35 protein-coding genes are annotated in these 25,528 nt (G+C 69.2%); 6 read left to right on the forward strand and 29 right to left on the reverse strand.

Annotated elements, in window-relative coordinates; all coding sequences use genetic code 11:
* Positions 1-38: 38 nt before the first annotated feature.
* Positions 39-2,279 (forward strand): CHASE2 domain-containing protein, encoded by a 2,241-nt coding sequence (locus tag Q7S93_RS02265; RefSeq protein WP_304711951.1) that lies wholly within the window; start codon positions 39-41, stop codon positions 2,277-2,279.
* Here the strand turns inward: Q7S93_RS02265 and Q7S93_RS02270 are convergent.
* Positions 2,266-2,679: a hypothetical protein gene (locus Q7S93_RS02270; RefSeq protein ID WP_304711952.1), complete on the reverse strand. Its 414-nt coding sequence runs from the start codon at positions 2,677-2,679 to the stop codon at positions 2,266-2,268. The two genes, Q7S93_RS02265 and Q7S93_RS02270, sit on opposite strands and share 14 nt — an antisense overlap.
* Before the next feature lie 213 nt (positions 2,680-2,892).
* Here Q7S93_RS02270 and Q7S93_RS02275 point away from each other — a divergent pair, with 213 nt between their 5' ends.
* Positions 2,893-3,429: a DUF2239 family protein gene (locus tag Q7S93_RS02275; RefSeq protein WP_304711953.1), complete on the forward strand. Its 537-nt coding sequence runs from the start codon at positions 2,893-2,895 to the stop codon at positions 3,427-3,429.
* On the opposite strand, the gene Q7S93_RS02280 is transcribed toward Q7S93_RS02275, so the two are convergent.
* The 8 genes from Q7S93_RS02280 to Q7S93_RS02315 are packed head-to-tail and all read right to left on the reverse strand — an operon-like array spanning position 3,426 to position 8,113.
* Entirely contained in the window at positions 3,426-3,614 is a 189-nt protein-coding gene (locus Q7S93_RS02280; protein WP_304711954.1) for a hypothetical protein, read from the reverse strand. The genes Q7S93_RS02275 and Q7S93_RS02280 overlap by 4 nt on opposite strands.
* Positions 3,598-3,975 (reverse strand): hypothetical protein, encoded by a 378-nt coding sequence (locus Q7S93_RS02285; RefSeq protein ID WP_304711955.1) that lies wholly within the window; start codon positions 3,973-3,975, stop codon positions 3,598-3,600. The genes Q7S93_RS02280 and Q7S93_RS02285 overlap by 17 nt, the downstream gene beginning before the upstream one ends.
* Positions 3,972-4,406, reverse strand: a complete 435-nt coding sequence (locus tag Q7S93_RS02290) for a D-Ala-D-Ala carboxypeptidase family metallohydrolase (protein WP_304711956.1) — start codon at positions 4,404-4,406, stop codon at positions 3,972-3,974. The genes Q7S93_RS02285 and Q7S93_RS02290 overlap by 4 nt, the downstream gene beginning before the upstream one ends.
* 36 nt (positions 4,407-4,442) lie before the next feature.
* Positions 4,443-4,691, reverse strand: coding sequence for a hypothetical protein (locus Q7S93_RS02295; RefSeq protein ID WP_304711957.1), 249 nt, complete (start codon positions 4,689-4,691; stop codon positions 4,443-4,445).
* Positions 4,688-5,017 carry a hypothetical protein gene (locus tag Q7S93_RS02300; protein ID WP_304711958.1) on the reverse strand — a complete coding sequence of 110 codons (330 nt, stop codon included), beginning with the start codon at positions 5,015-5,017 and terminating at the stop codon, positions 4,688-4,690. Before Q7S93_RS02300 ends, Q7S93_RS02295 begins: the two co-directional genes overlap by 4 nt.
* Before the next feature lie 14 nt (positions 5,018-5,031).
* Entirely contained in the window at positions 5,032-5,982 is a 951-nt protein-coding gene (locus Q7S93_RS02305) for a hypothetical protein (protein WP_304711959.1), read from the reverse strand.
* Complete coding sequence (locus Q7S93_RS02310; protein ID WP_304711960.1) at positions 5,982-6,338, reverse strand: hypothetical protein; 357 nt, start codon at positions 6,336-6,338, stop codon at positions 5,982-5,984. The genes Q7S93_RS02305 and Q7S93_RS02310 overlap by 1 nt, the downstream gene beginning before the upstream one ends.
* Positions 6,335-8,113: a hypothetical protein gene (locus tag Q7S93_RS02315; RefSeq protein WP_304711961.1), complete on the reverse strand. Its 1,779-nt coding sequence runs from the start codon at positions 8,111-8,113 to the stop codon at positions 6,335-6,337. The genes Q7S93_RS02310 and Q7S93_RS02315 overlap by 4 nt, the downstream gene beginning before the upstream one ends.
* 28 nt (positions 8,114-8,141) lie before the next feature.
* Between Q7S93_RS02315 and Q7S93_RS02320 the strand changes: the two genes are divergently transcribed.
* Complete coding sequence (locus Q7S93_RS02320) at positions 8,142-8,465, forward strand: hypothetical protein (protein ID WP_304711962.1); 324 nt, start codon at positions 8,142-8,144, stop codon at positions 8,463-8,465.
* Positions 8,466-9,164: 699 nt separating this feature from the next.
* On the opposite strand, the gene Q7S93_RS19005 is transcribed toward Q7S93_RS02320, so the two are convergent.
* The 7 genes from Q7S93_RS19005 to Q7S93_RS02350 form a co-directional block, all read right to left on the reverse strand.
* Complete coding sequence (locus Q7S93_RS19005; protein WP_370652047.1) at positions 9,165-9,800, reverse strand: glycine-rich domain-containing protein; 636 nt, start codon at positions 9,798-9,800, stop codon at positions 9,165-9,167.
* The gene (locus tag Q7S93_RS02325) at positions 9,800-10,228 is read right to left on the reverse strand and encodes a hypothetical protein (protein WP_304711963.1); all 429 of its coding nucleotides are present in this window, start codon (positions 10,226-10,228) and stop codon (positions 9,800-9,802) included. Before Q7S93_RS02325 ends, Q7S93_RS19005 begins: the two co-directional genes overlap by 1 nt.
* 9 nt (positions 10,229-10,237) lie before the next feature.
* A complete protein-coding gene (locus tag Q7S93_RS02330; RefSeq protein ID WP_304711964.1) occupies positions 10,238-10,843 on the reverse strand; it encodes a hypothetical protein in 606 nt (201 codons plus the stop codon).
* The gene (locus Q7S93_RS02335; protein WP_304711965.1) at positions 10,843-11,082 is read right to left on the reverse strand and encodes a hypothetical protein; all 240 of its coding nucleotides are present in this window, start codon (positions 11,080-11,082) and stop codon (positions 10,843-10,845) included. The genes Q7S93_RS02330 and Q7S93_RS02335 overlap by 1 nt, the downstream gene beginning before the upstream one ends.
* Positions 11,076-11,699: a phage adaptor protein gene (locus tag Q7S93_RS02340; RefSeq protein WP_304711966.1), complete on the reverse strand. Its 624-nt coding sequence runs from the start codon at positions 11,697-11,699 to the stop codon at positions 11,076-11,078. The genes Q7S93_RS02335 and Q7S93_RS02340 overlap by 7 nt, the downstream gene beginning before the upstream one ends.
* Before the next feature lie 92 nt (positions 11,700-11,791).
* A complete protein-coding gene (locus Q7S93_RS02345; protein WP_304711967.1) occupies positions 11,792-12,988 on the reverse strand; it encodes a P22 phage major capsid protein family protein in 1,197 nt (398 codons plus the stop codon).
* Positions 12,989-13,147: 159 nt separating this feature from the next.
* On the reverse strand, positions 13,148-13,459 hold the full coding sequence (locus tag Q7S93_RS02350) for a hypothetical protein (protein WP_304711968.1): 312 nt from the start codon (positions 13,457-13,459) through the stop codon (positions 13,148-13,150).
* Between the two features lie 109 nt (positions 13,460-13,568).
* On the opposite strand from Q7S93_RS02350, the gene Q7S93_RS02355 reads away from it, so the two are divergent.
* Complete coding sequence (locus Q7S93_RS02355) at positions 13,569-13,991, forward strand: hypothetical protein (protein WP_304711969.1); 423 nt, start codon at positions 13,569-13,571, stop codon at positions 13,989-13,991.
* A gap of 14 nt (positions 13,992-14,005) precedes the next feature.
* Here Q7S93_RS02355 and Q7S93_RS02360 read toward each other — a convergent pair whose 3' ends face one another.
* The 11 genes from Q7S93_RS02360 to Q7S93_RS02410 all read right to left on the reverse strand — a co-directional run bounded on the left by Q7S93_RS02360 (position 14,006) and on the right by Q7S93_RS02410 (position 22,161).
* Positions 14,006-14,539 carry a hypothetical protein gene (locus tag Q7S93_RS02360; RefSeq protein ID WP_304711970.1) on the reverse strand — a complete coding sequence of 178 codons (534 nt, stop codon included), beginning with the start codon at positions 14,537-14,539 and terminating at the stop codon, positions 14,006-14,008.
* A 62-nt stretch (positions 14,540-14,601) separates the two neighbouring features.
* Positions 14,602-15,417 (reverse strand): hypothetical protein, encoded by an 816-nt coding sequence (locus Q7S93_RS02365; protein ID WP_304711971.1) that lies wholly within the window; start codon positions 15,415-15,417, stop codon positions 14,602-14,604.
* A gap of 53 nt (positions 15,418-15,470) precedes the next feature.
* A complete protein-coding gene (locus tag Q7S93_RS02370; RefSeq protein ID WP_304711972.1) occupies positions 15,471-15,689 on the reverse strand; it encodes a hypothetical protein in 219 nt (72 codons plus the stop codon).
* Entirely contained in the window at positions 15,680-16,480 is an 801-nt protein-coding gene (locus Q7S93_RS02375) for a hypothetical protein (protein WP_304711973.1), read from the reverse strand. Before Q7S93_RS02375 ends, Q7S93_RS02370 begins: the two co-directional genes overlap by 10 nt.
* Entirely contained in the window at positions 16,477-16,791 is a 315-nt protein-coding gene (locus Q7S93_RS02380; protein WP_304711974.1) for a hypothetical protein, read from the reverse strand. The genes Q7S93_RS02375 and Q7S93_RS02380 overlap by 4 nt, the downstream gene beginning before the upstream one ends.
* 27 nt (positions 16,792-16,818) lie before the next feature.
* On the reverse strand, positions 16,819-18,720 hold the full coding sequence (locus Q7S93_RS02385) for a portal protein (RefSeq protein ID WP_304711975.1): 1,902 nt from the start codon (positions 18,718-18,720) through the stop codon (positions 16,819-16,821).
* Between the two features lie 75 nt (positions 18,721-18,795).
* Positions 18,796-19,368, reverse strand: a complete 573-nt coding sequence (locus tag Q7S93_RS02390; protein WP_304711976.1) for a hypothetical protein — start codon at positions 19,366-19,368, stop codon at positions 18,796-18,798.
* Positions 19,365-19,871 (reverse strand): hypothetical protein, encoded by a 507-nt coding sequence (locus Q7S93_RS02395; RefSeq protein ID WP_304711977.1) that lies wholly within the window; start codon positions 19,869-19,871, stop codon positions 19,365-19,367. Before Q7S93_RS02395 ends, Q7S93_RS02390 begins: the two co-directional genes overlap by 4 nt.
* A gap of 132 nt (positions 19,872-20,003) precedes the next feature.
* Positions 20,004-20,579, reverse strand: a complete 576-nt coding sequence (locus tag Q7S93_RS02400; RefSeq protein ID WP_304711978.1) for a hypothetical protein — start codon at positions 20,577-20,579, stop codon at positions 20,004-20,006.
* Complete coding sequence (locus Q7S93_RS02405; RefSeq protein WP_304711979.1) at positions 20,579-21,916, reverse strand: hypothetical protein; 1,338 nt, start codon at positions 21,914-21,916, stop codon at positions 20,579-20,581. Before Q7S93_RS02405 ends, Q7S93_RS02400 begins: the two co-directional genes overlap by 1 nt.
* Entirely contained in the window at positions 21,913-22,161 is a 249-nt protein-coding gene (locus tag Q7S93_RS02410; protein ID WP_304711980.1) for a hypothetical protein, read from the reverse strand. The genes Q7S93_RS02405 and Q7S93_RS02410 overlap by 4 nt, the downstream gene beginning before the upstream one ends.
* 443 nt (positions 22,162-22,604) lie before the next feature.
* Here Q7S93_RS02410 and Q7S93_RS02415 point away from each other — a divergent pair, with 443 nt between their 5' ends.
* Positions 22,605-23,003, forward strand: coding sequence for a host attachment family protein (locus tag Q7S93_RS02415; RefSeq protein WP_304711981.1), 399 nt, complete (start codon positions 22,605-22,607; stop codon positions 23,001-23,003).
* 52 nt (positions 23,004-23,055) lie between these two features.
* On the opposite strand, the gene Q7S93_RS02420 is transcribed toward Q7S93_RS02415, so the two are convergent.
* Positions 23,056-23,508 (reverse strand): GFA family protein, encoded by a 453-nt coding sequence (locus Q7S93_RS02420; protein WP_304711982.1) that lies wholly within the window; start codon positions 23,506-23,508, stop codon positions 23,056-23,058.
* A 186-nt stretch (positions 23,509-23,694) separates the two neighbouring features.
* On the opposite strand from Q7S93_RS02420, the gene rpiB reads away from it, so the two are divergent.
* On the forward strand, positions 23,695-24,147 hold the full coding sequence (rpiB, locus tag Q7S93_RS02425; protein ID WP_304711983.1) for a ribose 5-phosphate isomerase B: 453 nt from the start codon (positions 23,695-23,697) through the stop codon (positions 24,145-24,147).
* 9 nt (positions 24,148-24,156) lie between these two features.
* On the opposite strand, the gene nuoF is transcribed toward rpiB, so the two are convergent.
* Entirely contained in the window at positions 24,157-25,467 is a 1,311-nt protein-coding gene (gene nuoF / locus Q7S93_RS02430; RefSeq protein WP_304711984.1) for an NADH-quinone oxidoreductase subunit NuoF, read from the reverse strand.
* Between the last annotated feature and the right edge of the window lie 61 nt (positions 25,468-25,528).

The following is a 25,528-nucleotide window of genomic DNA, read 5'->3' on the forward strand; positions in this document are numbered from 1 at the left end:
TTCCACCTCACAGGGACCGACCTCAGCGATCATGGCTGATGGGCGAATGGCTGCTGACGGCGGCCTTCACCCTGGCGCTGACGGGGCTCCTGGCCTGGAGCGGGGGCGCAAGCCGACTCGACCACCTTCTGTACGACGCCCTGGTGCGACAGGCGCCCCAGGCGATCAGCGACGACATCATCCTGGTCGTCATTGATGATCGAAGCCTGCAGGAGGTCGGGGTCTGGCCCTGGCCCAGGCAGGTCCACGCAGACCTCGTCGACCGCATCGCCGAGGCCAACCCCAAGGCGCTCGCCTATGATGTCCTGTTCGTTGAGCCCGGCTCCGACCCGGCCGGGGATCGGGCCCTGGGCCAGGCGTTCGCCAAGACCGGCGTCGCAGCCCTTCCCCTGGTCATCGAGACTCCGGGTCCCGACGGCGCCGCCTTCGCCCTTCGCCCCCCCGTCGGCGTGATCGCCAGGGGCGCCGCGGGGCTCGGCCAGGTGAACCTACAATTTGATCGTGACGGCGTGGTCCGCCGCGCCGCCCTTCTCGAGAGCGCCGGCGCGCAGAAGGTGCCTCATCTCGTCGAGGTCGCCCGTCGCATCGGCCAGGGTCTCCCGCTGCCGGATCTCGCGCGTCCGGCCACAGGCAGCCCCCTGGTGCGGACGAGGCCGATCCTCATTCCCTATGCCGGGCCGCCGGGCCACTACCGCTCCATCTCCGCCAGCAGCGTCCTGGCCGGCGAAACGCCCCCGGAGTTCCTGCAGGGTCGCTACGTTCTCCTCGGCGCCACCGCCGCCGGGCTCCACGACAGCTACGCGACGCCCACCAGCACCGCCGCGCAGTTGATGCCCGGCGTCGAAATACAGGCCAACCTGCTCGACGCCCTCCTTCAGGGCCGCACCATCCAGCCGCTGAATCCTTGGGTCCAGACAGCCCTGTCCCTCGGCCTGGTTCTCGTCCTGCTGATCGGGCTTCTGCGGCTCGGACCTCGAGAAAATCTTCTGCTGGGCGCCGCCCTCATCCTCCTGGCGCCCGGCGCCAGCGCCATCGCTCTGATCAGTTTTGGTCTCTGGGCGCCGCCGGCCGCGGCCTTGATCGGGATTCTGGTCGTCCTCCCCCTTTGGGCCTGGCGGCGGCTGGAGGCCTCGAGCCGCTACATGGTGCGCGAACTGGCCCGCTTCTCAGCCGAGCCGGATCTCGTCGCCCGCCCGCCTCAGTCCCCCGCGGGACAGGATATCGTCGCCCGGCAGATCGCCCTCATGGAGGACGCCATCGCCCGGGCGCAGGACGCCCGCCGCTTCGCGCTCGACACCCTGCAGGGCCTGCCAGATCCCACCCTCGTCGTCACCGCCGCCGGCGAAGTCACCTTCGCCAACACTGCGGCGCGAGCGCTCTTTCCCCAGGCTCTGGGCGCCGGGCTGCCCACCTTGCTGGAGGGCTGGTCGGCCGATGATGCGCCCGTTGCGGCGCTGATGCTGGGCGAAACCCACTTGGCTGGCGAAGTGGTCAGCCCCCGGGGGATGATCTTCCAGGTCACCCGCGTGCGACACCAGCCGGGCGCCGAGGCGCCGCCGGCCTGGATCGTCCGGCTCACCGACATCACCCCGATCCGGACAGCCGCCGCCCAGCGCGAGCGCCTGCTTCAACTCCTCAGCCACGACATGCGCTCGCCGCAGGCCTCGATCCTCGCGGTGCTGGACTCCCTCTCTGCGGAAGGCGCCCCCAACGCCATCCTCCAGCGCATCGGCGGCTATGCCCGCCGCACCCTGGCCCTGGCCGACAACTTCATCCATCTCGCCCGCGCCGAATCGAGCGCCATGACCTGGGAAATCCTGAACCTCGCCGACCTCGCCACGGAGGCGGTCGACGACATCTGGCCCCAGGCTCAACGTGCGGCCACGACCATAGATCTCGATGTCCCGGCCGAGGAGCTGCTGGTGCGCGGGGACCGGGCGCTTCTCTCCCGCGCCCTTGGCAACCTGCTCGACAACGCCCTGAAGCACGGTGGCCCATCCGGCAAAATCACCTGCGCGCTATGGGCGCAGGACGACCAGGTCGTGTGCGAGATCACCGACAGCGGACACGGCGTCGCGGATGACGCCATGGCCCAGCTTTTCCAGCCGTTCCAGCGGCTCGGTCGGCCAGACGCGCCCCGCGCCGAAGGTGCGGGCCTGGGCCTGAGCCTGGTGCGCGAGGTCGTGCAACGTCATGGCGGCGAGATCTCCTGCCGCAATGCAGGGCCAGATGGCGGGGCCATCTTCACCCTGCGCCTGCCGCAGGTCACCGAGGCCTGAGACGCTCGGCCAGGGCGGCCGTCAGCAGCGGCGCCATCTCCGCGCCTTCGCCGGCGGGGCCCTGCTGTTGGGCGTTGGCGCGAAAAGCTGGCGTTCCGGTTTGCGTATCCACAAGGACGACGGTCAGGCTGTAGTCGCTCCGGCGTCGCTGCCAGAACCGCGCCTTGCGGCTTTTCGCCAGCCAGTGAGGAGCCGCCCCCTCCGCCCCGGGTACAAAGGCCCCGACCCCGGCGGGACGCTCCGCGAAGCCGGCCTGCACCAGATAGTCCGCCCTGACGTCATTCCCCTCCACCAGATGGAAACCCGCCGCCCCAAGCGCGGCCTCAAGGTCCTCCCCCCAGGTCGCCGCCTCGACGGGGAGGCGGACACGCGCCCCAGGGGGCGGCGCCTCGGGCGCCAAGCTCAGCTCAACCGGAGGCGTGGCGCAGCCCGCCAGTCCCGCGCACATCAAGCCTGCAATAACCGTCCCGCGTCGCATGTCGCCCCCGTCCGCCGTATGGCCCGAGTAAACATGCGGAAGCTCCCAGGTCCAATCCCTCACGGCGCCTTCTTTATACCCGGATGTTATTGACGCCATCATCGCCGTGCGTCAGGAAGCGACATGGAGCCAGCCTTGACCCCCACCCTGACCGCCTTCGTCGATGGCGTGCGTATCGCCAGTGGCGACCCCGCCCAGGTCGCCGCCGTTCTGCGCGCCCGCGCTGACGCCCACGAGTCGCCGCCGATCCTGCTGTCTGACGCCGACGGCCGGCCGGTGGACATCGACCTACGGGCGTCGCCCGCACCTCCGACGGCTGAGGAGCCATCCCCCGCCCGAGCGACTCGGGGCCGACCGCGCCTCGGCGTCGTCCCGCGGGAGGTCACCCTCCTGCCCCGCCACTGGGACTGGCTCGCAGCCCAGCCCGGCGGCGCCTCGGCCGCCCTCCGCCGCCTGGTGGAGGAGGCTCGCAGGACGCACGCCGACGCCGACCGCCTTCGCACCCGGAGGGAAGCCGCCTATCGCGCCATGTCCGCCCTGGCTGGTGACGCCGCCGGCTTCGAGGCCGCCGCGCGCGCCCTGTTCGCCGACGACCGGACGGCGCTCGACGCCGTCCTGACGGCCTGGCCTCCGGATGTCGCCGCCTACATCCAGGCGCGCCTGGAGGCCTAGCGGCTCTTCCCCGCGCCCAGCGCCTGCTGAGCCTGGTGGGTCCCGACCGCAAGTCTTCGGGCGGCGTCGCAAGCGACCAGATCCGCGCCCCGCATCACATAGCCGATCTCCAGATCCGCGAGGGTCGGCGCCGGCGGCAGCACATGCAGCTTGCAGGGGCGCAGGGCTTCAGGCGCCAGGCTCAACTGCGGCGCAGCCGACAAGCTCGGGGGCGGCTTGGCACAACTGGCGATCAGCAGCGTGCAGGCGATCGGCGCGAGCCGCATCAAGGGGCGCATGTCCGTCCTCCGTGTTCAGGGCTTGGGGAATGAAGGCCGCCGCAACCTGGTCGGCGCGGCTGCTCCGGGCCAGCGCCTCGCTAAGGCGCGCCTGGGCCGCCCGCTCCCCTTCGGCCTCCAGGCGGGCGACGTCTCGCTGCTGGGTGAGCGCGGCGACGGCGTCCCGATGAAGCTCGGCCCCATCCCGGCGCCCGGCCACATAGAGCGACAGCGCCGAGGCGGCCAGGCCGCCGGCCGCGACGGCGATCATGATCAGGCGCAGGTTCATGCCGAAAGGCCTCGCACATAGCCGCCGCCCGGCCGCCAGGTCAGCACCTCGCGGCGCCAGCGGCCCCCAAGACCCAGGTGAATCCAGGCGCCGGCCTCTTCGATCAGCTGGTCGAAGGCGAGATCCGACTCCGCGATCGCCCGGCACACCGCCAGGGGCGAGCCAAACCGCGGGCAGATGAAGTCCGCGGCCTCGCCGCGCATATGGGCGCTGGTCGCCGAGCCGCCCACCGCCCGGTTCACCGCCGGCGAACGATAGCCGCTGGTGATCAGGACCGGCGAGTCCCCGAGCAGGGTTCGAACCTCTTCGAGCACCTTCGCCGTGGCCTTGAGACGCCTGAGCAAGGCAGGCGTCGGCTGGTTGTCCAGGCCGCGCTGCTGGGTGGCGATCATTTCCTCCAGGGAAAAGTGCGCCGAAAGCCATGTGGTCATGGCCGACCTCCAGTTCATCGATCGATGGGAGAGGGCTCAGGGCCGGTCGCGGCGCCCGGCGGCCACCAGCTTGGCCCAGTCGGTCACCGTAGCCCCGGCGAGATAGAGCGTGCCCAGCACCACATTGGCGCCGATCAGGGCCAGGCCCAGCCACTTCAGGGCGACGGGGTCGTCCAGCCGCAGGATGATCGCCGCAAGGCCGGCGAAATTGGCCCCACAGGCGCAGTAGGTGAAGATGCGGCGATAGAGCCACCGCACCTCGATGGGCGGCCGCGGCTCGCTCACGGGCTGCTCGCCGGCTTCAGGCCCAGCCCCGCCAGAAAGGCGATCAGGCCGGTGGCCAGCCACGGCATGCTGCGGGCCAGCCAGGTCCAGAAGTCGGCGGCCCCCGCGACCCGGTCACGCTGGCTTTCCAGCTGGTCGATGCGGCCCAGGGCCCCCTTCAGCTCGCCGCGTAGGCCCTCCACCAGCTTACCGGCCTCCAGGGCCTCCAGCCGCGCCAGCCGCTCGCGCACATCGTCCATCTTGGCGGCCAGCCCTTCCAGCCGGGCGGTCTGGGCGGCCACATGTTCGCCGATCTGCCGCAAGGCGACGATCTGGGCGTCTGCCATTTCCAACGCGCCAGTCATCCGGTCCCCGTCTTCGTAGGAAACATCGCTTTGCCCAAGCTGAAGATGTCGCCCGCGATCCCGGTGGCCTGCGCCAGATTGTCGAGGAAGCTCGGCGTATCTGTCCGCGTCCCCGTCGTGCTGGACGTTCCCTCGGTCGTGGACCCGCGGAACAGCTCCAGGGGCAGCTTGGCCATGATGTCGGCCTGGCTGTTCAGGGCCGTATAGGGCGCCATCCGATAGGCCTGATCCACGCTCCGCGCCTGCGCGCCGATCGCCGCCTGGGTCGCCACGTCGTCCCGGTCGCTGGCCGCCCGGGATCCGGCCAGGCCGGCAAGACTGTTGGCCGCCTGCAGGCGCAGCGCGGCGTTCTGGGCGGCCAGCTGCGCATTCTGAGTCGAGGCCTGCTGCCGGCGATCGGCGTCCTGGCTGGCCAGAGCAGCGCTGGTGTTGAACATGCCGGCGAAGAGGTTGGACACCTGGGCGTTCCGCGCTCGGGCCAGCTCGCCTTCGGTGAGCGAGCGGGTGAGCGCCGCGCCGGAGCCGCCAAACGCGCCCTGCCCGGCCAGATCTAGCGCCTGGCTGGCCCGCGTGCGCCCGGCTTCAGCGTCGAAATCAGCGGTGGCCGCATCCACCACCTGGTTCCGATAGGGATTGTAATAGGCCTCGATCCCGTCCAGCAGGCTGGCGGACTGGACGCTGGGCGTTTCCTGCGCGGCCACGCCCCGCACCCAGTCGGCGGCCTCGTCATAGGCGAAGCCATAGCCGTTCAGACCAGCCGCGCCCCGCATCGCCTGCTGCTCCAGCCCGCTCAGGGGCGCGACCAGGCTATAGGGGTCCACTTGGCCCAGCTGGCTGACCCGGGCGCTCAGGCCCTGGACGCCATCGGTCACCCATTGGGGGTTGGTCGGCGTCACGGTCGCCCGTTCCGTCGTACTCGAACTCGTCTTCGTCTTCTTCTTGCCCATCACAGGCTCCTTCTCAGAATCTCGCCATGCCGCCGGTAGCCCAGGGCGCTCAGCACCCGCGCCCAGCCCGATCGGCCTTCGATGGTGACGCACACGCATCCCAGGCCCCGCGCCCAGGCCTCGACGCCCGGCCGCAGGGCCAGGATCGTGTCCAGCCGGCCCCCCGCCAGCCAGACGTGCAGGCTGCGGCCCTCTGGCCCCTCGACGCATTGGGTGACCAGAGCCCCGCCCTCGCCAGCCCAGAGCTGCGCGTCTCCCGCCAGAATCTCGTCTCGCAGGGTCGCCTCGTCCCCATCCTCGGGGCGCAGGGCTGGCAGCAGCCAGCTGCGGCACGCCGCCCAGGTCTCCGCCCTCACCGCATGCCCGCCGGCGCGACATCGAACACCGGGCGGCCAATCCGCCCGCCGGTCGGCGAGCCCTGGCCGCTCAGCCGGACGCGGAACAGCCGACCGCTCGCGCGCACGTCCACCCGCTCGACGCCTGGCGCCAAGGGATAGGGGCCATAGGTCCGGCTCTCCCCCTGGGGCTTCAGCCGAGTGCTCAGGCGCAGCGCGGCCGGCCCCGCCTGCCCAACCATGTCCGGCCACAACCCCCGCACCATCAGGGTCTGGTCCTCGCTCAGAAGCTGGTCGGCGCTCTCGATGAACCAGGTGAAGGCCCCGCCATCAGCCGAGCGGCCCCGTTCGTGCCAGAACACCTGGCCCCCGGGGGTCACGCCGATCGGATCCTGCTGCGGGCCGGCGTCCACAAAGGCGGTGCGGGCCATGACCCCCTTGGACCAGGACCCATCACCCAGGCAGACCGCCAAGTATCGGCTGTTCTCATTGCCATCACGGGCGTCGGGATAGTCGAAACGGATCTCGTCATAGATGCTGATGGAGGTCGCCGTGATCTTGTCACCCTGGGCGCTGGCCAGGTTCTGGGCCATCTCGTCACGGATCGGGCACGGGATGATCTGCACAGCTCCACCCAAGGCGTAGCTGCGAAACTGCAGGTCCGGCGCCAGCCACACCGCCTGCGAGCCGGCGACCGCAAAGGCGTTCGGCCCGATCAGGCCGCAATGCTCACCCACCGGATCGAACCGCCAGGGCTGGTTCAGCGCGCCAACGAAGGTTCCGACGAACAGCCGGTCCGAGGTCCAGACCAGGATGAACTGTCCGGCCACACTAGCCCCGACGATGCGCCCGCCGCCGGCCAGGACATATTCCCGCGCTGTGGTGTGGCCCGCGGTGATCCACTCATCGGCCCGCCTCACCCCGCTATGGCGAATGCACAGCGGGTTGAAGACACCGGAAACTTCCTCGTTACAGCCCAGGGCGAAAATTTGGTCGGTGTGCGAGACCAGCGACGCGGTGATTTGAGCCGGCGCATTCGCCAGCGGCGCGGCTGCAGCGTCCGTGTCATTGGCCCACGCATAGAGGGCTCCGCCCCGGGGACTGGCGATCAGCCGCTCACCGAAGGCCGAAAGACTCCAGGTCCGCGGGAAATAGTCCGCCGACGAGGGCGAGGAGTAGGCGCCGGTTGAATAGGCCCCGGTGCCGTATCCCTGGCCCCCCGTGCCGTCGATCGCCCCGGCCCCGAAGGGCGCCTGGGGCGCGACAACCACGGCCGGGCCACCACCGGTCGCGCTCGATGCGGCCGCCGACATGGCGTCATAGGTGAAGTGATCGGCGTCGATCACCGTGACCGACGCCTCTTCGATGTTCGGCGTCATCCCGCCCAGGTTCGCTGCGCCGGACACATCGACCAGATCGCCGTCGGCCAGCCCGTGCCCAGCCATGGTGACGCTCACCGTGGCCTCGCCCTCGCCGACCGACAGGGGGTCGACGCCCAGGGCCCGGGCCGGCTGCGCCAGTTCCGGCGTGATGTCGTGCAGGCCCCCGCCGATCCAAACCTGCAAGGCGTTGTGAGCGCCGAATGCGACGTTCAGCACCGCGGCGTTGTCCGTCCAGGCGAAGACCTTGCGGCAGACACCGGCCAGCAGCTCGCTGGTCAGGCCCTCCCAACCCCCGACGACTTGGGGTCGCCCCCGCCAGAACCGCACATTGGAGCCGTCCGCCCAGCGGCCCGCGACCGCGAACGAGGTATCGTCCCCCACCAGCCCCGGCGGAATATCGAGAGGTATTCTCATCACATTTTCCCCTGGCTAGAATTGGGCCATGGAAGCCAAGCGCTATTTCGTGCCGACGCCCTACGGTGAGGTGTCCTTGGTCTTCGCGCCAAAACCGCGCGAAGAGGTTGTCGTGATCATCCACGGCGCAGGCCGCCGTGCGTTCCAGCTACGGTCCTGGCTCGCCTACGACGCGGTGCGGGCGGAACTCCCTGGCCATGACCAGGGCCCTGAAATGGCTGGCCTTGGGAACACTCTGCGGCACACGCCGGACAGGGCGGCTCAGTCTGACGCTCACCCGCTGATGGTCTGGGCAATGCCGCGCCATAACCCGCCGTTGGACTCGTCACGCCACCGACCAGCGGAGACGTAGGATGTGTCATCGCCAATCAGGCCGGGCGGATTTTGGGATATCCTAATCGGTCGCCCTCCAAGCTATAGTGCGGCGATGGACGCTCTGCGACACACCGCTGTGGAGACCCGGCTAGGGCCGGTATGGTTTTCGGCTGGCCCGATGCAGGCGGGGCCTGCAGTATTTCTGCTCCACGGCGCCATTAGGTCGGCGGCGACTGTTCAGCACATGATGGATCTCGTGCCGAACTGCGTTCTAGGCCATCTACCGGGACACGGCGTATCTGAACTTGCCGATCAGAGCGTTGACGGATGGTCGAAGGCGTTCGCGGTCGCCGCGGCCACCTATTTTAAGGGCCGATCCGTGGTTCTCGCTGGCGAATCGCTGGATGCTATCATTTCCCTTGGCATGGGCCGCTTCCGCCTGCCCCCGTTTCGCTGCGTTGTGGCGATTGCCCCCCCTCGCCCCGGCATGGCCGGTTCGACGAGCCGCCATCGCAGAACCCATGGCCACCATGATGAAGGCGCCACTACATCACATCTTTGAGGCCCCCAATTGCCGGTGACGCTTCTAGTGGGAAGCGAGCCGTTGGAGCCTGAGCGGGTCGTCGCACGGACGCCTTCCGTGGTGTCGGCGGCCGATAGGGCAACCCTGTACCCTCTCGTCATCGACGGCGGCCATGACCTGTTGTCACAAAAACCAGAGGCGTGTGCTCGCGTGCTACGCCAGACGACTGAGAACATAGATCAGCCGACCTACGCCACCAATGCCTGACGGGCCACCGCCGTCACTACCGCCCGCCCCGGCGCCGGGTGCGCCGCCAGCGCCCGACCCGGTTCCATAAGCCGACCCGGCGCCGCCAACGAAATCGGTGAAGTTGCTGTACTCGCTGAGCGAAGGCGCTGGGGCGCCGGCGCTATTGTTTGTCCCGGAGGCAGTGCCATGCTTGTTGATAAGGCCGCCCGACGCCAGGCCGCCAGCCCCCGTAGCTTTCCCGCCGCCGGCCGTGACAATTAGCCCCGTTGGAAGCCTTACCCAGGTGTCGCCACCATCGGAACCGGGGTTTGGAGCCGCAGTCTGTGAACTCCCTCCAGCCCCAACCACATACGGCACACGCTGGCCGGGTCGCAGCTTAGCGATCGCCACCGATGCCGCGCCAGAGCCGCCGCCCCGGTTGCTGTTGGCCTGGACGGAGCCAGAAGCGCCGGCACCCCAAAGAAACGCCTGAAGCACACAGCCTTCGGTAGCCAGAATTTCCCCGGTGCCCGCGCTGGTTACGCGCTTAATGGACAAGACCTCGAAACGCGCGCCCCCCTCGCGCCGAGGCTGCTCGCCCCTCGGTCCGTACGCCGCCATCACGGCAACGGGGAGTAGGAGCCGCCCGAGGCGCGGCAGACGATCCCGTCGGCGACCGTGACGCCGATGGCGAAGGACAGGCCCTCGCCTGGATGCAGGAACAGCGGGTCCTCCTCACTGAGGCTGAACGGCGTGCGGGCGTTCGCTACGGTTCCGCTCGCCGCCACATCCGGCAACAGGACGCTGTCGATCAGCACGTGAACCGCGCCGACCGTCCGGTACAGCTGACAGTTCACCGCCGAGGTCGGATCGGCCCGGGCGATGGCGTAGATCCGGGTCAGCCGCATCCCCTGGGGGTTGTCCCCCGGCGGGATCAGTTCGACCGCCTGGGTCGGGGTGTCGAAGTCCGTGTTGGCCGCCGTCGCGACGGCCGTATAGGCCACCGGACTCTGCACGGCGATGTAGGCGTTGGTGGCGATGGCGCTCATGGGCTCTCCTCAACCGAAATAGGTCAGGCCGGCCGCGCGCCAGTCGGCCGCGGCGGCGCGTTGGATCTGATCGTGGGCGTAGTCGGGAAGGCTGGTGACCAGGCTCCAGCCGGCGTCGTCGCCGTTGGTGGCCACCACCTTGCCGGCGTTGCCGGTCTGGGCCGGCAGGGCGCCGGCGTTGTAGCTCCAGGCCACGGCCTCCACATAGGCCTTCAGGGTCAGGCCGCCGACGCCCAAGGTGAAGACATTGGTCCCGTCGCAGGCGGCCAGGGTCACGTCCTGGCTGTCGACCACAGCCGTGATTCCCGCCCCCGTGGTCAGGGTCACCGGTCCGCTGGCGGCGTTGCGCACCAGGTAGATCTTGCTGGCCGCAGGCAGGGTCACTGTGGCTGGGCCGGCGCCGGAAAAGTCCAGCATGGCCCGCCCGGCCTCGTCGTCGCCGACATTGGCGCTGGTCAGCACATGATCGCCTTCCAGCACGATGGCGCTGCGCCCGGCGATCGCCTGGTCCAACCGGTCGATGACCGCGTTCAGCCGCGGCGCGCCCCAGGTGTTCAGGTTCTCCCCGGCCGCCTGCATCTCCAGGCGCAGGGAGGGGGTGTAGGTCGAAGGCATCAGAGGATAGCTCCCGTGTCTTGCCGCACCCAGGCGCTCCCGTTCGAGACCGCCAGGGTCGAAAGGTCGGCCACCAGGACCAGGGTCTGCGGCCAGGCCTTGGCCGGCGGCAGATCGGCGGCGTCGCAGGCGAAGATCCGCGTCGGCGCCCCGGGCTCACGCAGGACTCGCACCGCCTCCACCAGTTCGCCCACCAACGGCCGCAAGGCCGGTGGAACATCCGGGCCTACGGTCAGCATGTGATCGCCTCCCGCCGCGGCAGGTCCGTGACCAGGGTCGCCATTCCGTGCCGCCGGGCGTCGGCGGCGCGGGCCTGGGCCAGCGCCATCTCAAACCGGGCGTTGAAGTGGCCGGCCATCTCCCCGTCCCGCAGATAGGGGCAGGCCTCGGCCAGGGCGGCGAACAGATAGAGGTCCGGGTGCTCGGCCAGGACCGCATTGCTCGGCGCCTCGGCGCCGAGCGCCAGCCGCCCCACCTGCCGCAACACGAAACTGGTCTCCTGATCGCAGGGCCGCTCCAGCACGATCGCTCGACCCTCCAGGCTCCAATAGTTTGGCCGGCCGCCCACATCGCTCCGCGGCAGCAGGCCGGCCGGGCGGTAGCGCATGGGCGCGCGCAACGCTCCGTCCTCCCGCCACAGGCCGAGCGCCTCGCGGCAGTCGGCCGGCAGGTCCAGGCTCCTCGCCCCGGGAGGCGCCACCAGACTGGCCTCGGACTCCATCACCGCCAGCCGTAGCTCGCGGTTCATCCGCGCCTCGGCCAGGGTGATGAAGTCGCCCGCCCGCCCGGCCAGGTCGCTCCGCTCCAGCCAGTCGGCCACGGCGGTCTTCAGGTCGTCATAGGTCATGAGCGCCATGCGCCCTCCTCCCTGCCAGACGGGCGGCGGCGGGCCAGGCCCCCGCCGCCCCGGTTCGTGTCACCCCCATTCTCGTCGAACGGCGGGTGGGCCTAGTTGTTGGCCAGGCGGCAGGCGAGCTGCGGGCGCAGGGTCTGGAAGCCATAGAGGACGTCCAGGCGGCAGGGGAACTTGTCGTTGTTGATGTCGTACTGCCGCACGATCCGCATCGACACGCCGTCGAAGACCTCACGGGCGGCGAAGTCCACCCCCCGCGGCATCACCATGTCGGCGGTGGCGAAGGCGAAGGCGCCCTTGTGATAGGCCATGGAGATCCCGTGTGCGGCCGCGCCGGTGCCGGCCACCTGGATCTGCATATTGTCCCCCGGCGCGTTCGACACGTTCTGCGCGGCGCCCGTGGTGATGATGGCCGGCGAGATCTGCAGGCTCGCCACCCCCGACCCATTGGAGCTGGCGTCGGCCCGAACCACGAACTGCTGCTGCACGCCCGTGGACTGCTTGGTCTCCGGATGCACCCGGAAGACGCCGGTGATGGTGAAGACGTCGCCGGCCTTCAGGATCGCGGAGCTGTTGGACCAGCCGTCGGTGGCCAGCGTCCCGCCGGTCTGACCGGCGCCGTTCACAAGCGGCGAGCCGGCCTTGGTCCCCACCGTGTGCGAGGGCCACAGCGTATTCTCCATGAAGTCGAAGCCGGCGCTGCGGCCCATGAAGCCTTCGCGGTACTGCTTGGAGATGCTGGCCTTGTCGTTGAACAGGCCCTTCAGGGCGTCCACCAGGTCCACATTGTCCTGGGTGTTCAGGTTGCAGGTCCGGCCGGCCAGGGGCGCCAGATTGTCCACCTGGATCTTCCGGCCCTGCAGGATCTTGGCGAAGCTGGCGGCCGCGCCCTGGTTGTTCACCTGGTTGTAGACGTCCTTGTACATGCCCATGGCGTCGGCCTCGATATTGGCCGCCAGCACGCTCATGGCCGGTTCGATGATCCGCTCGGAGAAGTCGTCCAGCGACAGCGTCAGGTCCACCGAGGTGAAGTTCAGGTCCACCCCCTTCTGGGTCTGCACCTTCAGCTCGACGCTGGTCTCGGTGGTGTCCTGGGCGTCGAGGGTCGGCCCGGTGCGCACCACATACTGGTTGGGCAGGCGCACCTTCAGGGTGTCGCCCACCTTGGCGCCCTGGCGTGCGAAGCTGTCGTCATACTCCCGCGTGATCGAGCCCACGAAGTTCAGCTTCTGGTGCAGCACACGCAGGGCCTCGCGGGTGACCGCGGTCGGGGAAAGCAGCGAATTGGCCATGAGGTCTCGTCTTCCTTGAGGATGGAATGCGGGTCGGCGCAGCTGCGCCGTTCGGGTTGTCGGATAGGGATCAGGCGCGCACGTGCGCCCGGAGGGTCGCTCCGGGGGCTGCCGCGCCTACGATTTCAGAATGCGGCCCGGCGCGCGGCGCCGGAGCCCTTAGTCGACGAAGGTCACGCCACGCTCCGGCGCCAGGCGAACGCTGACAATATCCTTGAGCGCCAGCTCGCCGTCGAAGTCCTGGCCAGGGGCCGGGATGAACATGTTGACCACGTCCGGCCAGGTCCTGGGATCGATGCCCAGGGCGTCGCCCGCATAGCGTGGGCCGACCGCCACCATTTTCAGATCCTCGGGCGGCAGGCCGTCATAGAGGATCGGCGGATCCATCTCCATCAGCCACCGCCCGCCATTCAGAGGCCGCACCAGCTCGCCGGGCCAGTCCTGCTCATCGCGATTGTCAACCTTGCGCAAGGTCAGGCAGGCCCGCCCCCAGACAGACATCGGGACAGGCGTGTGAGGCGCCGGCTCACTCGGCTTCGAACGCCCGAACAGGCGACGGAACAGTTCCAACCTGACCTCCTTGGAAACGGGTCGGCGAAGCTTCAGACTTGCCTCGGGTGGAGACGCAGCTAAACTAGAACAAATGACGAACTACGGCAAACTTTCGGTTCAAGACGAGGGCTTCGTCTTCCAGGCGCCAAAGCGAGGCTGGTTCTGGCAGAAGCCGCCACCTCCCTTCTCCGCGGCCTTCGCGGCGATCGAAGAGATCGTCGCCCTCAAGCTCGACCTCATCACCACCGACGAGGTGGTCTTCGACATCTGGCTCGACGACGGCCGCAGCGTGAGGCTTTGGGAAAGTGTTGAAGGCTTCGTCGAGCTGGACGCCGCCCTCGCCAACCACCTGCCCCATTACTTCCGCGACTGGCGGGGGGTCGTGATTTTTCCGGCCTTCGAAGAAAACCGGACGATCATCTTTCGGCGGGAGACTGAGAATGCCAACTAGTGGGCGCCCCCAACTCAGAACTCGGGATTTACCCCCGACACGCGTGTGGTCCGCAACTGAGACGTCGGGTCTGGCACGATGACTTCGTCCCAACCGCCACGATTGGGACCAAGCGGCTGTGCAGGCCGAGTTTTGAAGTTCGTCAAATCGTGTGTGCGCCCTTGGATGACAAATCGTCCGCTGTTCTGAGGGGGCAGACCCGCATCGTCACGAAAATCAGGTGACCCGTCGGGCCTACGTCGCGTCCACGAATGGCCGTAAGGCAGAGCCTCATCACCGAAGACGCGATAGAGAGTTTGACCAATATAGGGCTCTCCACGCACCCGGCGGCCAGCGTTGATCAGACCGGCTGCCACGCGCGGAGCTGCGACCGCTGCGCCGCGGATAGCGGCCACTCCACCACTGATGAAGTCGGCGGGTGAAGGGGCTTCGTCCACCTTCCCAGTGGCGATCCACCGGGCGGAATGCACAGCGCCATCGCTTTGGAATCGGGTCACGGAGAAGGCTTCAGCGCCGTTGTTCCGGGTCTGTACGATCTGGGTCGTCATCGGCTCCAGAGATGCGCCCGGCGAACGTCGCCCCTGGGCGACGGGGTAAGCATGCCCCACCATCACCGCCCCGCCATGGCCTGAGCATTCCTGCGACGCATCCATTCGGCCGCGCCCATGTCGTCGCGCACGGCGCTGGCCGGAGCCGAGCCGCCGCCCACCTGCACGGCGGGGCGCACCTGCATGGCCGGCGCCCGGGCCGGCGCACCGCCCATCTGCGGCGCCTGCGTCTGCGCCTGCAGCGCCGCCTCACCCTGCTGGGCCCGGTGCAGGATCATCCATAGCCGCGGATCGGCCACCTCGCGCAGCTCCTCCAGGGTGACGCCGAAGGCCTGGGCGTATTCCACCAGCTTGGCCGCCACCTCCGGCGACCAGCCCTCGATCTGGCCGGCCAGGACCCGGCCGGTCTCTTCCAGCTCGATCCGCGCCCGCTCGCCGGCCGCAGCCCGGGCCATCTCGTCCTGCTGGGCCAGGGCCTGGCCATAGGCCTCGCGGGCCTGGGCGACGTCGTTCGCCTGCCCCCACAGCGCCTGGGCCAGCTGCGGGTCCTGCTGGCTCAGCGCCTGCCAGTCGACGCCCTCGAACTGCGCCAGCTGCTGCTCAAGCGCGATCAGCACCGCCCGGTCCTGCGCGCTGGCGCCGGCGAGCTCGGCCTCCAGCTCCATCATCTTCGCCCGCTCGGCCAAGGCCCGGCGCTCGGCCGCCACCGCCTGGGCGGCGCTCTCATGATCGATATTGGCCATCAGCTGCGCCTTCAGCGCCCGCGGCAGGCGGTAGAACTGCCCGCCGTGCTCGATCTCGTCGATGGCGTCAGCGTCCGCGCCGGGGCCAGACAGGCGCGGGTCGGCGCCGCCCAGATAGGTCGGGTCTTGCATCATGGGGTCGTGTCCTTGGATGTCATGGCGCTCAGCGCCGTCAGGGGGCGCCTGGCTCAGTCGAAGTCCGGCCAGGCCAGGTCCGGGTCGATCTCGATCACGGGGGAGTCGGCCAGCCGCGCGTGCGCCTCCCGGTGGGTGGGGTCTTCCCGCACCGCCAGGGCCAAGGCATAGCCCCCCGCCAGCGGGCCGGCGGCGATCGCCCGCGGCTTCAGTCGCGGCCCCGCCACCGCGATCACGGTGGCTTCGTCCAGCAGCATCACGCTCACGCCCATGCGCCCACTCCCCGCAGATAGGTCGCCAGGGCGGCATGGGTCAGCGCCATCTGGGTCGGGCTCAAGCCGGCGCCGAAATGCGCCGCCCCCAACCGCCAGGCGGCGAGGCCGCTGGGATTCCCTGTCGTCCCGTAACCCAGCAGGATCAGGGGATGGCCGGCCAGGGTGGTGTTGGCGATGTCCGGTTCGCCCAACAGCGCCCCGTCCTTGACCACGTGATAGCGCTCGGTCTCCGTCCGGCTCATGGCGGAATGGCCAAGCCCCGAGTCCACCGGGCTCTGATCGCTGATGGTGCTGTTGGACCGGGTCAGGATCTGGCCGGCGCTGGTCCAGGGCTGCAGTCGGTTGCGGCTGTTGCCGAACACGATCCCCGTCCCGCCGCCGTCGACGACGAAGACTCCGGCATGGTGGTCGGCGATCTTGTACTTCATCGCCGATGACTGGACGAAACCGGTCTCCAGATAGCTCGTCGCCCCATCGCCCTGATAGCCGAGGTCGGGCGCGAAGTCGGGGCTGTTCACGGGCGTCAGGGACGCCCCCCCCGGCGCGGCCCAGTTCAGCCCCGCCGCCTGGGCGTCCGCCGCCGCCATGACAAACAGTGCGTCCAGCCGCGCCCAAACCCCGGCCGCCTTGAGGGCCGAGACCAGGTTGTCCATCAAGGCCGCCCGGCGGCCATCCGGGCTGATGGCCATCGCGGCCGCCACGGCCTCGGTCTCCGAGTGCAGCGCGCGATCGCCGCGCACCGGCACCCCGGCGGCCAGGCCCCGCGCGGTCCTGCAGGCCGGCGTCATTGGCTCAATCGGTAGCTCACCGCCCCTGAGCTGAGCGTGGAACAGTTCAGGCGGTACAGGACCCCGGCCTCCGGCTCCTCCAGGACCAGCGACACCGGTGTGGAATAGACGGCCGGGGTCCCGGCGCCATCCCGGGAGCAGCCGATCCAGCTGGCGCCGCGGTCAAACGACCGCTCCACCCCCACCACACCGGTGAAACTCCCCCATAGCGACAGGTTGAACCTGCGCGGCGCGCCCGGCCTGGAATCGGGCGCGAAGCTCTCACTCGGGCCCGTCTGCGAAAACGCGCCCGTCACCTTGCCGGTGGCCATGTCTTGCTCCTCTCAAGCTCTCAGGGTTCACTCGGGCGCGCGCCCGGCGGCCAGGGCGCGCATCCGCTGCGTCTCGGCCTCGAAGGCGGCGATCTCCAGCTTCCGCAGCTCCAGCGCCTGGTCGCGCCCCATGGCCTCCAGCTTCTGATTGGCGCCCGCCAGGGCCTGGGACAGCTTCTCGATGGCCGCCCGGGCCTCGCCCAGCTCCGGCGCCTCGCCGCGCACCTGAGCCGGCAAAAGGCTCGAGAGCCGCTGGGCGATCTCATCGGCGCCGGGCCAATCCAGATTGCGCGCCAGCAGGTCCCCGATCACCGGCGCTGCGGCCGGATAGGCCTGGATCAGCTGGATCATCTGGGTCGCCGCCTCTTCCCGGCGGCTGGTGAAGCTGGGGCCGGCCCGCACCGTCAGGTCATACTTGCCGACGCTCAGATCATAGATCCGCCGCACCTCGCGCACCTGGCCCTGCGCATCGGCCTCGCGCACCGCCACGGGCTGGTTCACCTGCGCCAGCCTCGCCTCCCCGCTCGGCCCCAGCACGCGGACCACCCGCGGCGCAGCATAGACCTTGGGGATCAGGTCGATCAGGATTCGACCGGCGTGCCGGATCGCCCGGCTCAGATTGTCGATATAGTGGAAGGTGGAGACGTCCCCCTCCCGCTGGCGCGCCATGATCGCCCGGCCGCTGGTTTCATTCGACCGCGCCCCCAGGCTGGCGTCATGCAGGCCCATGATGGCCTTCATGTCGTCGCTGGCGTTCAGCGCCTCCTGCAGCGCCCCGGCCGGCACCCCGGCGAAGGGCTGGCGCATGGGCGGCTCGGGGCCGTCATATTCCAGATAGGCGTGGGTCTGAACATTCGCGCTCGCCCACTTCTCCGCATCGGTCTCGAAGGCGCCCTTGCGCCCGATGAAGGGCGCCTTGGGCGCCAGCGCCACCAGCTCGGTGGTCGTGGTCCGCCAGTAGTTGAACATCCGCTGCGGGTCCTTGGCGTCGCGGACCAGGCTGCGCAGCCGCCGCCGGCCATCGATCCGCAGTTCCTCGCCATAGACCGGCACGATGGGGATGAACCGCCCGGCCCATTCCACGGTCTCCAGCACCTCCGCGCCGGTGACCACATGCTGCACCACGCGGTGGCTCGCCACCTCCCGCGGCGCGCCCACAATGCTGATGCCAAGCGCATCGAACAGACCCTTCTGCGCCTCATAGGCGGCAAGCTCGATCACCTGCCCGTCGCTCAGGGCCACGATCTTCCGGCGCACCGCCTCGCGCCGCCAGAACTCGGCCACGGTCACCCGATCGCCGTCGCCCCAGGCCTCGGCCAGACCGCCATAGGCCGCCCCCGACCAGTCCACCGCTTCGGCGCCTTTCCAGCGCGCCTGGAAGGCGGCCCGCGGCAAGCTGTCGACCACAAACGCGGTGTTCCAGTCCGAGGAGTCGGCCGCCGTGGAGTCCGGGTCCCCATAGACGCTGAACGGATCGGCCACCCGCTCGATGACGATGTCCTGCTCGAAACTGTCGTCCCGGGCATAGCGGGTGTTGATCCGGAAATAGCCGAAGCCGCAGGTGACGGCGAAATCCAGCGCCGTGTCATAGGCCACCTCGGCGTCGCTCGACTGCTCGATATGGCGGATCAGCCCGTTGAAGATCTCAGCCGTCTGCGGGTCGGCGCCGTCGTCCACCGGATGGCAGGCGATGGCGGGCTTGTTCAGCCGCGCATCGTTGACCACCTGGCGGATGAAGGCCGGCAGCCGGTTGATGGTCAGGCAGGGCCGCCCGTCCAGCTCCCGGTCGCGCCGCACCTTCTCGGGCCACTGTTCGCCCAGCCTGGCGAACCGGAGGTCATCGCGGGCCTCCTCGCGGATCTCGGCCTCCTGGGCCTGCACACGCTCGAACGCGTCGCGGGCGTCCCGCAGGATGTCGTCATGGGTCATGCAAACGCCCTTTAGCGTCCCAAGCCGGGGACGCTGTGTCAGAGAAATCCGATTTTCTTTAGGTCCGGCGGGCGCTTAGTCCGCCGTCTTCACGAACGCTGCACCATCCCAGGCGAAGGCCTCGTCCTCGCCGTCCGCGGCCTTCACCACCAGGGATGGCGGGCTATTGGCCTCAGCCTCATGCACCGCCAGGGACCTCCCGGGCAGCGCCGTCATCGGCCGGCCCGGCGCCAGCATCACTGGCTCGCGGCCCGCCGGAAACGCATAGATCGCGAAACTCTCATAGGCTTCGTCCAACAGGATGGCCGCCTGGTCCTCACGCCCGTCGCCATCGAAGTCCGCCCGCACCGCCAGCCGCTGATAGTGGTCGAGCGCCTTCATCCAGGGAGGATCGTCTCCATAGATCGGCATCAGGTCCGCCGTCGTCCGGAAGACCCAACCGTCCGGCGGGATCACTGTCAGGCGCGGCATGTGACAGTCCAGTCGGCTCCGAACGCCACCATGGTCGCGGCAGCGCTCCCCGTACTCGAAAGCGCGGCCATTGCAGCCGACAACACAGGAGCCCATCAGCAAAACGACCATCACGACTGACGCGAGCAGGCCTCTCAGCAGCCGCCAAGTGGGAAAGGGAGGCGGCTCGATCGTCATGACGCCACCTCGACCAGGCGGCCTTCCGCCCAGGTGTAAGTGGTGTCCTGGGCCCTCCAGTCGATCCTCTGCCGCAAAGTGAAGCTCGCCGCCGCAGCGGAGGACGGCGCCGGCTTGTTAAATTCCACGGACACCTCATCCACCTCAGCGATGGGCCGCGCCTCGGTCAGCGCACGGGCCGCATCCCCGGAGAAATCATCCTTGGCGAAGAAGGCGAAGACACGGAACTGGGTCAGCGTCGGGTCCACAAGGACCGCGACCGCATCGCCTTCGCCGTCGCCGTCGAGATCGGCCCCGGACGCTGTGAGCCGCCCCCAGTCATGAGCCACGTCCTTGACCGCCGCCAACTCCGCGGCCTGCACGCTCTGCCAGCCGCGCGGCGTGCTCTGGCGCGCGCCGATGATGTAGCAGAGGCCATCTTCCCAATAGCCAGCCTGGTCATTGCAGCCGTCACCGATCCAGAAGCCGCCGGTGGCGTAGCCGCAGCTGCCGGCGCTCAGCATCGCCGCCCCTGCCGCCACCCATCGCCACTGCCGCCACGTCCAAGCCATATCGATTAGCACCCGCAAACTCAAAATAAACCAATGGCCAAGCCCAGGAACATAGCGAGAACACGAAGCTATTGAAAAGGCAACCTATCGGTAGCGCTGCGGGAGAACGACCCAGCTTTTCATCAAGTCCTTACAGCCCTCGTAGCACTGGCCGCCGGCGCTACCCACTCGCCGTCCCTGGCGGTTTGCCTCTCGGTCGGCCTCTTCGGCGCCGCCCTTTGTCGTGTACTCGTCGATAAACTCCTTCGCGTTGTCACTTGCCCAGCCGGCGGTTGCCTCCGCGACAGGCCCCGCCTGAGCGGCCTGGCAGTTGGCTCGACAATGAAAGTACTTATCCCGGTCTGAGTATTCCGTTTTTGGAACCGTCGGCGGTCGACTGGCCTCGACGGCTGCCTTCGAAGCCGGAACATTCGCCCAGTTCCCCGCCAAGGCCGCGAAGGCGACACCTAATTGGGCCGCCGCCGGCATGCCACCTCGGCCGTAGCCGGGTCGCAGGCCCTGCGCGGGCTCGCCGTATCCGTCGGTCGCGAGACCCGAGGCGCCGTTTAGCCGCTGCACCTCCGCGTCCGTTCCCAGAACGCGTCGCAGCCCATCGCTCACCCACCCCGGCAGGCCAAGATCGTCGAAACGCTTCGCCATCTTCTTCTCCGTCTCCATCATCACCCCATCCAGCTCCCGCTCGCCCCGCCGGCCCCACGCCGCCCGGCCCTCCGCGCCCCCGCCCCGCGGCGGTTAAGGGCGAATTCGCCGAAGGCGTCGGCGCCGTGGCTGGCGGCGTCGTGCAGCGGTCCGCCATAGGCCCGCGTCGCCGCATTCCAGCGCTTGCGATAGGTCCGCAGCCGGTCGAGCCCCAGCGCGCAGGCCTCACCGTCGAACCAGGTCATGGGGATCATCAGCCGCGCGGCGTTGATCCGCTCCTCCGGATGGGTCGCCTGGCCCACCTCAATGGGTGAGACGCCCAGGCCGCCCAGGGTCTCGAACCGCGACCGCCCTCCAGCGCCCAGCTCGCGCACCATCACGTCGTGCGGCAGGTGGTGGGCGCCATAGACGTAGGGTTTCGCCGCGATCGCCTCGCGCACGATGGCCTGCAGCCCCTCGCCGCTGGTTTCGAAATAGTCGATGGCCCGCACCTCAGGCCCCACCTGCTGGAAGAACCAGACGGCCGTATAGTCGTCGATGCCCAGGTCCCAGGCCGTATGCACCGCCAGGGCCGGGTCGTGCGGAACACGTCCGATCCGCCCGGCGCCCTGCGCCTCCCCCAGCTGCCCGGCATAGTAGGCGCCTGGCGCAGCCGCATCGAAGTCCACCAGATATTCCGAGGCGAACCGGGCCTCCCCCTCCTCCTTCGACCCGGTCTCGGCCACCAGCTCGGCCCGTTCCCGGGCCAGCTGGGCCGGCGTGAAAACCCCTGTCTCCGTGGCCGGCGAGCGCTGGGTGAACCAGGCCGCGTCCCGCGCTCTCGCCTCAAAGGCGCGCACCGCGTGGTTGCGTCCCCGCGGCGTCCACAGAAACAGCGCCCAGCCGCCATTCTCCGCCAGGATCGGCCGGATGTAGGTCCAGGCCTCAGGTTTGGCGAGCGCCCATTCAGAGAACACCACGCCGACCGGCGGCGCCCCCACCAGGCTGTCATAATTGTCCGAGCCCAGCACCTGCCAGACCGCGCCATTGGCCAGGCGGATGCTCATGTCGCCGTCGCGGGTGGCGCTGCGGATCTGCGGCGGGAAGGCCTCGTCGATCCGCCGCCTGCCCGTGTGCGGGTTCACCGCCTCCCAGATCGCCTTGCGCCCCTGGGCGCTCTCCGGCAGCAGGTGCCAGTAGACGCCGGGCTTCTGCACCGCGCTCACCGCGGTCCAGTTCAGCGCCACATCGTCCTTGCCCCAGCGCCGGTGGGCGGCCACGTCGGCCCTCAGGCCCCCGCCCTCCAGATAGCGCCAGAGGCTCGCCTGATAGTCCCGCGGGCGCCAGCCATGGGGCAGCTCGATCTCGGCGCCCTTCATTCGGCCGGGCCAGGCTCGGCGTCCCCGGGGTCGGAAAACCGCCGCACCACGATGGTCAGCCCGCCCTCGCCCTCGGCGGGCTTGCCCTTGGCGTGGGCGCGGTCCAGCACCTCCCGGGCCGCGGCGATGCGCGCAGTGTCGCTGCCGGCCCCGCGCATGATCTCCGCCAGGGTCTCCACCGCCAGCGGCGCCAGGGCCAGCACCGCCTCGCGCGGATCCTTCCGCCGCCGCACCGCCCGCGCCATGGCTGACCTCATACTCAGGAAACAGGTTGGGCCGTCCGCCCCGCGCCCGCTCCGCGCCCCACGAGAGGCGCGCACATGGCTCCTGGAGCCGGGCGCGGGGCTCCTGCTGCGCCTGACAACGCCGCCTCGCACACACCACCTCAGGGCGCGCCGCCGCCCCGGGGGAGGGACAGGGGGCGGCTTCAGCCCAGCCACGCGCCAGGCCGGCCGCCGAAAGGCCGCCGGCTCAACGCTTCGCCAGGAGAGATGTCATGCCAGTGCGGGGCCTCGCCCGCCGCGGCGTCGTCAGCGCCTCAGACGCAAGAACGACCCATACACAGAACCTACCAAAATCCCGCGGGAACGCAAGAACAAAATAGGAACAACTAGGGGTTCGCCCTCAATTGGCAACCGCGGCGCCCCGCGGCACGTTCAAGCGATCCTGCAACAATCGGAGCTTCCAGATGATACTTCCCAATGGCGCCCATGTGGCTGTCGTCGATGGCGAAAAGCTGGCGCTCTTCCAGAATGTCGGCCACACCGACATCGACCTGAAGGCCCTGTCGACGCCCGAGATCGAGGATCGCGCCTCCGGGGCCGCCGGCCGCATTTCCAGCGACGCCAATCCCGACAATGACACCCAGGCCGAGGACGGCTTCGCCATGGGCGTCGCCGACGTCCTGAACCACATGATCCTGACCCACCGCGCCGAGAAGCTGCTGGTCATCGCCGCCCCCAAGACCCTGGGTCAGCTCCGCAAGGGCTGGCACAAGGAGACGGAGTCCCGTCTGGTCGGCGAGATCGCCAAGGACCTCACCGGCCACACCACCGACGAGATCGCCGCGGCCATTCAAAAGGCCTGAGCCCTAACGACAACAGGCGGGGCGATCCTTCGCTCCGCCTCCCACACTCGCCTCAGTCCGCCGACCGCGCCGCATAGGCGCCCATCAGCCGCCCGAAGTCCGCCGGCTGCGGAAAGCCCTCGAACCCCTCCACCGCCGGCGTGCTCACCCAGGGCAGCTTTTCCGCCGTCATGGTCTCCATGAAGGGCTCCAGCCCTGACGGGTCATCGAACAGGGTCGAGCGCACATTGACGAACCGGTCGGCCCCCTCCGGCCGCGTGAAAATCCAGCTCATGCAATACGGACAGAAGAAGTGCCGCGTCGGGCCATGCAAGCCCCCGATCGCCGGCTCGCCGGCCGTCACCTCGAAGTCGTCCGAAGCAAACAGCGCGCTCAGCGAGAACGCGCTGGCCGTCATCTGCTGACAGCCCCGACAGTGGCAGGCCATGGTCACCTTCGGCGCCGCCGTCACCCGGAACCGCACCTGCCCGCACCGGCACCCGCCGTCTCTGGTCTTGTCGCCCATGGTCACCTCCCCTGCCTGGAACCGGTAAGCTGCGCAGGACGGGCCGGCGCCGTCCAGACCGCAGGACCGAGGATGTACCACCACGCGTTCATGAGCGTGAGAATCCGCTCCTGCGCCGGGGATGGCCTCGCTATCCTCATTCGTAGACCGGGGCTCCCGATGAGCCCCCACAGGCGGCCCACGCTCATGACCCTACCCGACCGGATCGTCCTCTCCAGCGACCACACCGCCATCCCGCTGCGCCAGGCCATCGCCGCCCACCTCGCGGCCAGGGGCTGGACGGTCCTCGACATCGGTCCGACCACGGCCGAGAGCACAGACTATCCGCGCCACGGCGAGGCCGCCGCCCGCCGCGTGGCTTCCGGCGACTGCCGCTTCGGGATCGTGCTCTGCGGGACCGGCCAAGGGATCATGATGGCCGCCAACAAGGTGAAGGGCGTCCGCTGCGGCGTCTGCGCCGAGCCCTATTCCGCGGCCATGATCCGCGCCCACAACGACGCCAACATGCTGGCGCTCGGCGCCCGCGTGGTTGGAGAAGGCCTGGCCCTCGCCATCATTGACGCCTTCCTCACCACCGACTTCGAAGCCGGCCGCCACGCCCCCCGCGTGGCGATGATCCAGGCGCTAGAGAGCGAGTGACGCCGGCTCCTACGCCGCAGCCAAGGATGCGCCCTGCACCTGGATCCGGCGTGCGCGGTACCTGACGATCCGCGCCTCAACCTCAGGGCGGAAATGACGGAAGAGCCCCTGGATCGGCCAGGCGGCCGCATCGCCCAGGCCGCAGATGGTGTGGCCTTCCACCTGCGAGGCGACGTCGAGCAGCAGGTCGATCTCGGCCATCTCGGCCTCGCCGGTCGCCATCCGCTCCATCACCCGCCACATCCAGCCGGTGCCTTCGCGGCAGGGCGTGCACTGGCCACAGCTCTCGTGCTTGAAGAAGCGGGCGATGCGCGCCACGGCGGCGACAAGGTCGGCCTCCTTGTCGAACACGATCATGGTCGCTGTGCCCAGGCCTGAACGCATGGCCCGCAACGCGTCGTAGTCCATGACGGCCTCTTCGGCCATTTCGGCCGGGATCATGGCCATGGACACGCCCCCAGGCATGACCGCCTTCAGATTGCCCCAGCCGCCCCGCACCCCGCCAAAGTGTGCGTCGATCAGGGTGCGCATCGGCACGCCCATGGTCTCTTCCACCACGCCCGGCCGGTTCACATGGCCAGAGCCGGCCATCAGCTTCACGCCGACATTGTTGGGCCGGCCAAAGCCTGCGAACCACTGCGCCCCGCGACGCAGGATGCTGCCGACCACGGCGATGGTCTCGACATTGTTGATGGTGGTGGGCGCGCCCCAGATGCCGGCGCCGGCCGGGAACGGGGGCTTCAGCCGCGGCTGGCCCTTCTTGCCCTCGAGGCTCTCCATCAGGGCGGTCTCGTCGCCGCAGATATAGGCCCCGCCTCCATGGGTCACGTAGAGGTCGAAGTCCCAGCCGTGGATGTTGTCCTTGCCGATCAGCCGGGCCTCATAGGCTTGGCGGATGGCGGCTTCGAGTCGCGCGCGCTCGGCGACATATTCACCGCGGATATAGATGTAGCCGGTATGGGCGCGGATCGCGTAGCTGGCGATCATGCAGCCCTCGATCAGCAGGTGCGGGTCGTTGCGCAGGATCTCGCGGTCCTTGCACGCGCCGGGCTCGGACTCATCGGCATTGACCACCAGATAGTGCGGCCGCGCGCTAGGCGGCGGCATCAGGCTCCACTTCAATCCGGTCGAAAAGCCGCCGCCGCCTCGTCCCCGCAGGCCCGAAGCCTTGATCTGGTCGCAGATCCATTCCGGGGTCTGGGCCAGGATATCGGCCGTGCCGTTCCAGGCGCCGCGCCGCTGGGCGCCCTCGAGGCCAAAGTCGTGCAGGCCATAGAGGTTGGTGAATATCCGGTCCCTGTCTTCCAGAATCCCGACCACGACCGTCTCCTCTGAGGACTTCGGCTCAACCTATCCTGCGCCCATGACAGATCTGCGCCAA

Source organism: Phenylobacterium sp., from assembly GCF_030646615.1.
Lineage (GTDB): Bacteria > Pseudomonadota > Alphaproteobacteria > Caulobacterales > Caulobacteraceae > Phenylobacterium.